The 10,708-nt window shown below is 69.5% G+C and carries 11 protein-coding genes; 3 read left to right on the forward strand and 8 right to left on the reverse strand.

From position 1 onward, the window contains the following. Positions 1-18: 18 nt before the first annotated feature. Complete coding sequence (locus FBZ33_RS29750) at positions 19-1,512, reverse strand: MFS transporter (RefSeq protein ID WP_141911680.1); 1,494 nt, start codon at positions 1,510-1,512, stop codon at positions 19-21. A 107-nt stretch (positions 1,513-1,619) separates the two neighbouring features. Here FBZ33_RS29750 and FBZ33_RS29755 point away from each other — a divergent pair, with 107 nt between their 5' ends. Next, the gene (locus FBZ33_RS29755; RefSeq protein ID WP_141911682.1) at positions 1,620-2,276 is read left to right on the forward strand and encodes an HNH endonuclease family protein; all 657 of its coding nucleotides are present in this window, start codon (positions 1,620-1,622) and stop codon (positions 2,274-2,276) included. Next, entirely contained in the window at positions 2,273-2,650 is a 378-nt protein-coding gene (locus tag FBZ33_RS29760; RefSeq protein ID WP_370453058.1) for a hypothetical protein, read from the forward strand. The genes FBZ33_RS29755 and FBZ33_RS29760 overlap by 4 nt, the downstream gene beginning before the upstream one ends. Before the next feature lie 33 nt (positions 2,651-2,683). On the opposite strand, the gene FBZ33_RS29765 is transcribed toward FBZ33_RS29760, so the two are convergent. From FBZ33_RS29765 to FBZ33_RS29795, 7 genes are all read right to left on the reverse strand, one after another. Continuing rightward, positions 2,684-3,787: an ABC transporter ATP-binding protein gene (locus FBZ33_RS29765; RefSeq protein WP_141911685.1), complete on the reverse strand. Its 1,104-nt coding sequence runs from the start codon at positions 3,785-3,787 to the stop codon at positions 2,684-2,686. Next, positions 3,784-4,797 carry an ABC transporter ATP-binding protein gene (locus tag FBZ33_RS29770; RefSeq protein WP_141911687.1) on the reverse strand — a complete coding sequence of 338 codons (1,014 nt, stop codon included), beginning with the start codon at positions 4,795-4,797 and terminating at the stop codon, positions 3,784-3,786. The genes FBZ33_RS29765 and FBZ33_RS29770 overlap by 4 nt, the downstream gene beginning before the upstream one ends. Before the next feature lie 6 nt (positions 4,798-4,803). Next, positions 4,804-5,766 carry an ABC transporter permease gene (locus FBZ33_RS29775; protein ID WP_088950602.1) on the reverse strand — a complete coding sequence of 321 codons (963 nt, stop codon included), beginning with the start codon at positions 5,764-5,766 and terminating at the stop codon, positions 4,804-4,806. After that, on the reverse strand, positions 5,763-6,767 hold the full coding sequence (locus tag FBZ33_RS29780; RefSeq protein WP_088950603.1) for an ABC transporter permease: 1,005 nt from the start codon (positions 6,765-6,767) through the stop codon (positions 5,763-5,765). Before FBZ33_RS29780 ends, FBZ33_RS29775 begins: the two co-directional genes overlap by 4 nt. A gap of 82 nt (positions 6,768-6,849) precedes the next feature. Then, complete coding sequence (locus FBZ33_RS29785; RefSeq protein ID WP_141911688.1) at positions 6,850-8,514, reverse strand: ABC transporter substrate-binding protein; 1,665 nt, start codon at positions 8,512-8,514, stop codon at positions 6,850-6,852. 323 nt (positions 8,515-8,837) lie between these two features. Next, positions 8,838-9,431: a recombination mediator RecR gene (recR, locus tag FBZ33_RS29790; protein WP_141911690.1), complete on the reverse strand. Its 594-nt coding sequence runs from the start codon at positions 9,429-9,431 to the stop codon at positions 8,838-8,840. An 8-nt stretch (positions 9,432-9,439) separates the two neighbouring features. After that, on the reverse strand, positions 9,440-9,748 hold the full coding sequence (locus FBZ33_RS29795) for a YbaB/EbfC family nucleoid-associated protein (protein ID WP_007466279.1): 309 nt from the start codon (positions 9,746-9,748) through the stop codon (positions 9,440-9,442). 212 nt (positions 9,749-9,960) lie between these two features. Here FBZ33_RS29795 and FBZ33_RS29800 point away from each other — a divergent pair, with 212 nt between their 5' ends. Next, positions 9,961-10,635 carry a DUF998 domain-containing protein gene (locus tag FBZ33_RS29800; protein ID WP_141911691.1) on the forward strand — a complete coding sequence of 225 codons (675 nt, stop codon included), beginning with the start codon at positions 9,961-9,963 and terminating at the stop codon, positions 10,633-10,635. Positions 10,636-10,708 lie beyond the last annotated feature (73 nt).

A 10,708-nucleotide genomic window follows, 5' to 3' on the forward strand; every position in this document is an offset into this window, starting at 1 on the left:
GCGACACCCCCGGAGCAGCTACTTCGGGGGTGTCGCGGCGGGCATCGAGTGGCAGGGCTGCGACGGCGGGGCTGCCCGAGGCGGTCGGTGGACCAGCACGAGGGCCAGCACCGCCCCGGCCACGAGCAGGCCGGCGCACCACTCCATCGCGCCCCGGAACGCGTCGGTCAGCTCGGCCTTCTGCTCGTACCCGCCGCCGGACAGGCCGACCAGCAGCGGCAGCGCCGCCACCGCGAGCAGACCACCGGCCCGGGACGCCGCGTTGTTGAAGCCGCTGGCCACCCCGGAGAACCGGTCCTGCACGGCGGCCAGCACCGACGCGGTCAGTGGTGCCACGACCAGGGTCAGCCCGATACCGAAGAGCAGCACCCCGGGCAGTACGTCGGTCCAGTACGACGCGCCCGGTCCCACGCCGCGCAGCAGCAACAGACCGATCGCGGCCACCACCGGTCCGATGGCCAACGGCAGCCGGGGGCCGATCCGGGCCGACAACGCTCCGGCTCGGGCCGACCCGACCAACAGCAGCAGGGTCATCGGCAGCAGCGCGATGCCGGTGCGGAAGGCCGACCACTCGACCACGTTCTGCAGGTAGACGGCGAAGAAGAAGGTGAAGCCGCCGAGCGCCGCGTAGACGACCACAGTGAAGATGTTCAGCACCGAGAAGAGCCGGCTGCTGAACAGTCCGGTGGGCAGCATCGCGGCGTCGCCGCGCCGCCGTTCCAACAGGACGAAGGACACCGCCGACAGCACTCCGACCACTGCCGCGATCAGCACCGGCGCGGAGTCGAAGCCGCGCGCCGGCGCGTCGATCAGGGCGTACGTGACACCGGCGAGCGCGAGTGCTCCGAGCAGGGCTCCCGCGACGTCGAACCGCCGTCGGGTCCGCCCCGGGTCTTCGGTCCGGGAGGCGCTCTCGTCCCGGCTCTCCGGCACCCAGTGCATCGCGGCCAGCACCACCAGCACGGCGATCGGCAGGTTGAGGAAGAAGATCCAACGCCAGGAGAGCGCGTCGATCAGCCAGCCACCGATGAACGGGCCGAGCGCTGTGGACACCCCGGACAGCCCGGCCCAGGCGCCGATGGCCCGGCCCCGGTCGTCCGGGTGGAAGCTGGCCTGGAGCACCGACAGCGACCCGGGCGTGAGCAACGCCCCGCCGGCTCCCTGGAGGAACCGGGCCGCGATCAGCCAACCGGTGCCCTGGGCCAGCCCGCACAGCACGGACGCGGCGGTGAACCAGACCACGCCGATGAGGAAGATGCGTCGCCGGCCGAAGCGGTCCCCGAGTGCGCCGCCGAGCAGCACGAAAGCCGCCAGCATCAGCAGGTAGCCGTTGATGGTCCACTGGAGATCGGCCACGTTCGCGCCGAGATCCTGCCCGAGTTTCGGCAGCGCCACGTTGACGACAGTGCTGTCGAGGAAGACCATGCCTGAGGCGAGTACGGCGGCGAGCAGCGTCCCACGGCCGGCGGCGGTGCCCATTCGGAGGGCAGGCGCCGGTACGGGTGCGGTCATCCCACCAATCTGCCCTGCCTGATGTGGGAGACGCCACGAAATGCCAAAACCATCCCCGGGTACTGTGCGCAATCGCCGGGAGACCGCAAGCTGGAGAGGTGTCGTCTGTGCGTACCACATCAGGACCGCGAGCGGCGGTGATCGCGCTCGCCGCGACGCTGACGCTCGGCGTGGCCGGTTGCGTCCCGCAGGACGAGCCGGACACTCCGCCGTCGAGCGGCGGCGGCAATGCCGTGCAGCAGCTCGGCCAGCTCACCGTCGCCACCGCAGGCTCGATGAAGGGCTACAGCCGGGACCACTTCCCGCACTGGCGGGACACCGGGAAGAACTGCGACGTGCGGGACAGCATCCTCCAGCGCGACGGCAAGGACGTGAAACTCTCCGGCTGCAACGTGGTCGGTGGTCGCTGGGAGAGCGTGTACGACGGCCGCAGCGCCGCCGATCCCGCCGATGTGGACATCGACCACATGGTGCCGTTGGCCAACGCGTGGCGCTCGGGTGCCGACGAGTGGGACGACCGCAAGCGCGGCGACTTCGCCAACGACACGACACGTCCGCAGCTCCTCGCGGTTTCGGCGTCCTCGAACCGGTCAAAGGGTGACCAGGACCCGTCGCAGTGGAAGCCGGCGAACCGCGAGTACTGGTGCAAGTACGCTGAGAGCTGGGTGACGGTCAAGCACTACTGGCGGCTGACGGTGACCACCGCCGAGAAGGCTGCCCTGACCGACATGTTGGAGGGCTGCACAGTGGGGAGTGAATCGTGACCGCCGCCGAGGAGAGCGCTGGCACCGGCTCGGCCGCCGCCGGCATGACCGCGGACGGCACCGCCGAGGCGCCCGCCGCGGTGCCGGGTGCCGGCATGGTCGCGGATGCGGGCGGGGCCGCTGGCCCGCAGAGCCGCACCACCGACATCGTGCCCGGCCCAGGCGGGGTGATGACCGACGAGGTCGGCGTCGTCACCGGTGACCTGACCCTGCGCACCGAGTACGCGGACGGCAAGGTCACCCTGCGGGTGCAGTACAAGGACGCCGACGAGTGGTATGTGGTCACCGGCGCGTCGGTGACTTTGGCCGACCCGGCGGGGCTGGACGCGGTGCACGGCGTCGCGGTGGGCCTGCTCAACCGCCCGGAGGGCTGAGCAGCTCCGACGTCGCCGGCACCGCGTCCAGTCTCAGACGTACGAGCCGGGCTCGGTGGGCGCGGAGACCACGGCCGGCGCGTCCCCCTCGCCCTCAGGGCGGACGATCTGCGCGCTGACCCCGTGCGGGCGCAGCTCGCCGCTGGCGATCTGCTCGGCCCAGTGGCAGGCCACCCGGCTGACACCGATGTCCCGCAGCACGGGCCGCTCGTCCGCGCAGCGGGTGGGCTGTGCCCACGGGCAGCGCGTGTGGAAACGGCAGCCGGACGGCGGGTTGGCCGGCGACGGCAGGTCACCGGCGAGCAGGATCCGCTCCCGACGGTCCTCCACGTCCGGGTCCGGCACCGGCACCGCGGACATCAACGCCCGGGTGTACGGGTGCAGCGGCTCGTTGTAGAGACGGTCGCTCGGCGCCTCCTCGACCAGCGCGCCCAGGTACATGACGCCGACGGTGTCGGAGATGTGCCGGACCACCGCGAGGTCGTGCGCGATCACCAGGTAGGTCAGCCCCAGGCTGTCCTGAAGTTCGTCGAGCAGGTTGACGACCTGGGCCTGGATCGACACGTCGAGTGCCGAGACCGGCTCGTCGGCCACGATCAGCTCCGGCCCGAGCACCAGCGCCCGGGCGATGCCGATGCGCTGCCGCTGCCCGCCGGAGAACTCGTGCGGATAGCGGGACAACGCCCAGCGGGGCAGCCCCACCGCATCCAGGGTCTCCCCGATGATCCGCCTGCGGTCGGTGCGGTCGGCGCCGATCCCGTGGGTCTGGAGGCCCTCGGTCAGGATCGACTCGACGTTCTGCCGCGGGTCGAGGCTGGACATCGGGTCCTGGAAGATCATCTGCATCCGGCGACGCATGCTGCGCAGCTTGCCGGACGCCAGCGTGGTCAGCTCGACGCCGTCGAAGCTCACCTCGCCCGCGGTCGGCGGGGTGAGCTGGAGCAGCGCCCGACCGAGCGTGGACTTACCGCAGCCGGACTCGCCGACCAGGCCGTACGTCTTTCCACGCGCGATGCTCAGGTCGACCCCGTCGACGGCCTTCACGTGGCCGACCACCCGGTCGAAGAGCACACCCCGCTTGATCGGGAAGTGCACCTTCAGGTCACGTACCTCGACGAGGATGTCGTTCTCGCTCACGCTGATTCCTCCTCGCGCGGGGCGGGCACCGTGCCGGGCACCGGCTCCGGGTTCACGCACCGGTAGCTACGTCCGTCGTACGCCTGCACCAGCTCCGGCGGCTCGCCCACGCACTCGTCGATCCGTCGGGAGCAGCGCGGGGCGAAGGCACAGCCGTCCGGCCAGGGCAGCAGGTCGCGGACCGAACCGGGGATCGGGTTGAGCTTCTCGCCCCGCCCGGCGTCCAGGCGCGGCACCGAGCCGAGCAGACCCACTGTGTACGGGTGCCGCGGCTGGCGGAACAGTGGACGACGGCGGGCCGTCTCCACCACCCGACCGCCGTAGAGCACGTTGACGGTGTCGACCATGCCGGCCACCACACCGAGATCGTGCGTGATCATCAGCAGCGCGGTGCCGGAGTCCCGGACCAGGTCCTTGAGGAGCTCCAGGATCTGGGCCTGGATGGTGACGTCCAGAGCGGTGGTCGGCTCGTCGGCGATGAGCAGCCGAGGCTTGCAGGCCACCGCCATCGCGATGAGCGCACGCTGGCGCATGCCACCGGAGAGCTGGTGCGGGTATTCCTTCAGCCGCCGCTTCGGGTCCGGGATGCCGACCCGGTCCAGCAGCTCCGCCGCCTCCTTGGCGGCGGCCGCACCCTTCATCCCCCGGTGCCGGGTCAGCACCTCGGTCACCTGCAACCCGATCGGGATCACCGGGTTCAGCGAGGAGAGCGGGTCCTGGAAGATCATCGCGATGTCCCGGCCACGGATGTCCCGCCGTGACCGGTCGTCGAGCTGGAGCAGGTCCGTGCCGTCGAAGACGGCCTTGCCGCCGACCCGGAGGCCGGGTTGCTTCGGCAGCAGACCCATGATCGCGAGCGAGGTGACGCTCTTGCCGCAGCCGGACTCGCCGACCAGGCCGACCACCTCACCGGCGTCGACCGAGAAGGACACCCCGTCGACCGCGTGCACGGCCCGCTGGCCGCGCCGGGCGAACGTGACGGACAGATCGTCAACTTCGAGCAGTGCCATTGGGGCCTACTTCCGCAGCTTCGGGTCGAGGGCCTCACGCATCGCCTCACCGAGCAGGGTGAAGCCGAGCGCGGTGATGATGATCGCGACGGCCGGGTAGATCGCCAGCGACGGCCGGATACCGAGGTACTGCTGCGCGTCGGCGAGCATGACACCCCACTCCGGTACGGCCGTGTCCGGGTTGCCGAGGCCGAGGAACGAGAGCGCCGCAGCCTCGATGATCGCGGTGGCCAGGGTCAGCGTGGCCTGCACGATCACCGGGGCGAGCGAGTTCGGCACCACGTGGGTCAGCGCGATCTTCGACTTCTTGACACCGAGCGAGGTGGCCGCCAGCACGTAGTCGCTGTTGGCCTGGGAGATCATCGAGCCGCGCAGCAGCCGGGCGAACACCGGCACCGAGACCACGCCGACCGCGATCATCACAGTGGTCAGGCTGGCCCCGAGCAGGGCGGCGATGCTCACCGCGAGCAGCAGGCTCGGCATCGCCAGCAGCATGTCGATGAACCGCATCAGGGTCGTGTCGATCCAACGCCCCCACCGGCCACCGAGACCGGCCGCGGCACCGGAGACGCCACCGATGACCGCGCCGATCGCCAGACCGATCAGGGTGGAGACCACACCGACGAGCAGGGTCTGGCGGGCACCCACGATCATCCGGCTGAACTCGTCACGGCCCTGGTGGTCGTAGCCGAACCAGTGGTCGCCGTTCGGACCGGGAATGACACCGGGCTTGATCAGCCCTTCCCGGATGCCGATCGTGTCCGTCGCCGCGTACGGCACGAGGAACGGTCCGATGACCGCGACCAGCACGAAGAGCGCCAGGATGACGGCACCGACGATCGCGGCCGGGTTGCCGCGCAGCCGGCGGAACGCCTCCTGCCAGAGGCTGACGCCACGCTCGTCGTCACGGGCGGCCAGTTCGGAGAGCCGGTCGATCTTCTCGCGCTTCTTGCCCGGGCTGAGTGTCATCGCACCCTCACCCTCGGGTCGATGAAGCTGTAGGAGAGGTCCACCAGGAGGTTCACCAGCACGTACACCACCGCGATGATCAGAATGAAGCCCATCAGCACCGGATAGTCGCGCTGGCCGATGGCCTCGGCGACGAATGCTCCGATGCCACTGAAGGCGAAGACGGTCTCGGTCAGCACGGCGCCGGAGAGCAGGCCGCCCGCGAGCAGACCGATCGAGGTGGCCACCGGCAGCATCGCGTTGCGCAGCACGTGCCGGCGACGGACCGTCTGCTCGGTCAGGCCCTTCGCCTCGGCGGTGCGCACGAAGTCCTCGTTGAGCACCTCCAACACGCTCGCCCGGGTGATCCGGACGATGATCGCCAGCGGGATGCTGGCCAGCGCGATGGCGGGCAGCACCAGATGCCAGAGCGCGTCGGCGGCGGCGTCCCATTCGCGGGTCATCAGGCCATCGAGGACGAAGAAGTTGGTGACCCGGGTCGCCTCGAGCGTCGGGTCCTGCCGGCCACTGGACGGGAACCAGTGCAGGTTCTCCGAGAAGATCGCCTTGAGGACGTAGCCCAGGAAGAACACCGGGATGCAGATGCCGATCAGCGAACCGCCCACGGACGCGTGGTCCAGGAAACGGCCGCGACGGCGGGCGGCCAGGTAGCCCAGCGGGATGCCGATGCCGATCGCGATGATCATCGCGGTGATGGTCAGCTCGACGGTGCCGGGGAAGCGCTCGATGAACTCCGTGGTGACCGCCCGCTTGGTGGAGGTCGAGGTGCCCAGGTCGAGCTTGATCATCCGCCGGACGAACCGGCCGTACTGCACCAGGATGGGCTCGTCGAGCCCCATGTTGCGGCGGATGGCGGCACGCATCTCGGGCGTGCCGCGCTCGCCGAGGATGGCGGTCTCGGGGCCGCCGGGGAGCCGGCGGAGCCAGATGAAGAGCAGAAGGGAGAGCCCGAACAGCGTGGGTATCAGCTGAAGCAGGCGCCTGACGATGAACCGGAACACGGCGGCCTCGAAGGGGTGCGGAGGGTTGCGGGCGGGCGCTGTGCGACAGCGCCCGCCCGCGTTCCTTGCGTCAGATCAGGACTTACTTGAACTCGGCGGTTGCGAAGCGCTCGTCGGTGAGCGGGCTCGCCTTGACGCCGGTCACGTCCTTGCCGAACACGATCGCCGGCGGCGAGTGCGAGATCGGCACACCGGGCAGGAACTCCATCACGGACTTGTTCAGGGCCTTGTACTTCTCGGTCCGGGCCGCGATGTCCGCGGTGGTGTCCGCGTCCTTGAACTGGTCGAACAGGGCCTTGTTGTTGAAGCCCCACTCGTCCTTCGGCCGGTCGAAGAAGGTGCCGATGAAGTTGTAGGCGTCGCCGTAGTCACCGGTCCAGCCCAGGAAGTGGATGTCGTGCTTGCTGCCCGAGGTGGTGGCGTTGAGGTAGTCCGGGCTCCACTTGAGCGGGATCGCCTCGACGGTGATGCCAACCGCCTTCAGGTCCGCCGACAGCAGCTCGAAGATGTCCTTCGGGTTCGGCATGTACGGCCGGGTGACCTCGGTCGGGTAGTGGAACTTCAGCGTCAGGTTCGACGCGCCCGCCTCGGCCAGCAGCGCCTTCGCCTTGGCCGGGTCGTAGTTGTACTTCGGAACGTCGCCGCTCCAGCCCTCGACGGTGTCGGGCATGAAGTTCTCGGCGACCTTGGCGCCCGGGGGCAGCTTCGAGTCGACCAGCTGCTGACGGTTCAGCGCGTACGCGATGGCCTGCCGGACCTTCGGGTCGGCGAGCTTCGGGTTGCCCTTCTGGTTGATCGCCAGGTAGAGCACGTTGAACGCCGGGCGGGTGAGCATGTTGAAGCCCTCGCCCTTCAGCGGCTCGACGTCGGCCGGGCCAACCAGGTCGTAGCCCTGGATGTCACCGGAGCGCAGCGCCTGCTTGCGGGCGTTCTCGTCCGAGATCGTCTTGAAGATCAGCGTCTTCAGCTTGGCCTTGGCGCCCGAGTAGTCCTCGTTGCGCTCCAGGGTCAGCGTCTTGTTGGCGACGTCCCAGGCCTTGAACTTGAACGGGCCGGTGCCGGTCGGGTGCGCCGTCGCGTACGCCGGGTACTTGATGTCCTCGGCGGTGCCCGCGACGTTGCTCGCGTCGAACTCCTGCAGCGCCTTCGGGCTGTGGATGGAGAACGAGGGGAGCATCAGCGCGGCCGGGATCTTGCTGGAGACCCGGGTGAACGCCAGGTCCACAGTGGTCGCGTCCTTGGCGGCGCACGACTTGAAGAGGCTCGCCGGCAGGTCTTCGCTCTCGTTCTTCGCGAAGCCACCCATGACGTCCTGCCAGTACGCGGTCACGTCCGGGCTCTGCATGAGGCCCTTGGCGTTGTACCAGCGGTTGAAGTTGACGCAGACGGCCTCGGCGTTGAAGTCGGTGCCGTCGTGGAACTTCACGCCCGAGCGGAGCTTGAAGGTCCAGGTGGTGCCCGTGGCGTCCGGGGTCCAGGACTCGGCCAGGCCGGGGGTGACCTTCGTGCCACCCTCCTCCGGTCGGACCAGGGTCTCGAAGACCTGACGCGCCACGCGCAGCGACTCACCGTCGCTGGCGAAGCTCGGGTCGAGCACCTTCGGGTCTCCGGCGACGCCGAAGACCAGGGTGTCCTTCTTGCTACCGCCGGATTTGTCGTCGTCGCGGTTGCTCTCGGCGCAGCCTGCTACCGCGAGGGCCGCGACCGCGATGGCCGCGATCGCGACCTTCGGCCTGGGTGCACGCATGTGTGCTTCACCTCGTCCTTGGGGGTACGGACAACGTGGTGACAGGGGTCACCGATGGCGGTGACCATAGCTCCCGTTGCGTCCACCCGGAAACCGCCAGGTGGACGGTTGGTATCGGATCGTGCCTCAACCGCCGCTTGACATTCGATTCGAAGGTAAACGGCCCCAAAAACCGATCAATCTGCATCCGCGATGCCAAACTGTTACGTCGAACAGCCCCGATGAGGGATCAAGTGTCAGATCAATTCCGGGCAGTGACGTCCACCGACACGACGATGGCCGGCCCCCGGTTCGGGCGCCGGCCATCGGTCGGAGATGAATTTTCAGACGGCCCGGCGACCCTCGAAGGCCCGACCCAGTGTGATCTCGTCGGCGTACTCCAGGTCGCCGCCGACCGGCAGCCCACTGGCCAGCCGGGTCACCGCGATGCCCATCGGCTTCACCATCAGCGCCAGGTAGGTGGCGGTCGCCTCGCCCTCGGTGTTCGGATCCGTGGCCAGGATCAACTCCCGCACCGCGCCACCACCGAGCCGGATCAGCAGCTCCCGGATGCGCAGATTGTCCGGGCCGATCCCCTCCAGCGGATTGATCGCGCCGCCCAGCACGTGATAGCGACCGCGGAACTCACCGGTCCGCTCGACGGCCACCACGTCCTTGGGCTCCTCCACCACGCACAGCACCTCGTCGGTGCGGCGCGGGTCGCGGCAGATCCGGCACTGTTCGGACTCGGCCACGTTGTAGCAGGTCGTGCAGAACCGCACTAGCTCCTTGACCTTGCGCAGCGCGCCGGCCAGCCGGTTGACGTCGGCAGGGTCCGCCGACAGGACGTGGAACGCGATCCGCTGAGCGCTCTTCGGGCCCACGCCCGGCAGCCGACCCAGCTCGTCGATCAGGTCCTGGATGGCACCTTCGTACATCTGCCGCCTCAGAAACCGGGCAGGCCGAGGCCGCCCATGCCACCGGCGACCGGGCCCATCTTGCGCTCGGTCAGCTCCCGGGCCGCCTCGGCGGCGTTGTGCACGGCCGCGACGACCAGGTCCTCCAGCGTCTCCACGTCATCCGGGTCGACGGCCTTCGGGTCGATCTTGATGGCCTTGAGCTCACCGGAGCCGGAGACGGTCGCGGTGACCAGCCCACCGCCGGCGGTGCCGGTCAGCTCGGCCTCGGCCAGCTCAGCCTGGGCGGCGGCGATCTGCTGCTGCATTTTCTGCGCCTGCTTCAGCATCTGCTGCATGTTCGGCTGTCCACCTGGGCGCACGGATGGCTCCTTCTCGCACTCGTCTGCTCGGCCGCCGCCCAGCCTATCCGCTGGGACCGACCCCGCCCCGCCCGGAGGCGTCCGCCCACGCCGGGGCCGTCCACCCGCAACGGATACGGCTACCACTACCCCGAACCGGGCATCTGCCGGTAGTGCGTCGAGAGCCGTCGCACTGGTGTGCTCGTGGCATGAATCTCAACCCCACCGGCCGGGCCGGCGCGCTGTGCTGGGCCGCGGCAGCACCGATCTTCCTCGTCGCCAGCCTGGTCACCGGTCTGCGGTGGCGCGAACCGACCTACAGCTGGGCCCTGCACAACATCAGCGACCTCGGCAACGCCCACTGCGGCATCTGGGACACCACCAGGCCCCGCTACGTCTGCTCACCCTGGCACCCGCTGATGAACGCCGCGATGCTGACCACCGGAGTGCTGCTCGCCGCCGGGCTCCTGCTGACCTGGCGACTGCTCGGTCGCGGCGGCGTGGTGCGCTCGGCCCAGATGCTCCTGCTGGTGGCCACCGGCGGGTACGCCCTGGCGGCCCTCTACCCGGCCGACGTCGACGAGAACCTGCACGTCCTCGGCGCATTCCTGATCATGGGCCTGGGCAACGTCGGCCTGCTCCTCTCCGGCTTCGCGCCGGGCACCACGACGCTCGGCCGGTGGCGACCGCTCACCCTCACCGCCGGGCTCATCGCCCTGGTAGGCACCGTGTTGTTCTTCGCCCAACAGGGCGTCGGGATCGGGGTGGGCGGCATGGAACGGGTCGCAGTGCTGCCCTTCCCCCTCTGGGCCTGCTGCCTCGGCGTCCTGCTAGCCGAAAGACCTGCCAGCCTGCCTCGCTCAAACCCAAGCAAGGTCCACTAGTTCCTTGATCGTTGGCAGCTGAGCAACTCGACACGCCGCACACGGCACTGCTGAGCTGCCACCGATCGCCGCG

This window comes from Micromonospora sp. A202 (assembly GCF_006715105.1).
In the GTDB taxonomy this organism is placed as follows: Bacteria; Actinomycetota; Actinomycetes; order Mycobacteriales; family Micromonosporaceae; genus Micromonospora; species Micromonospora zamorensis.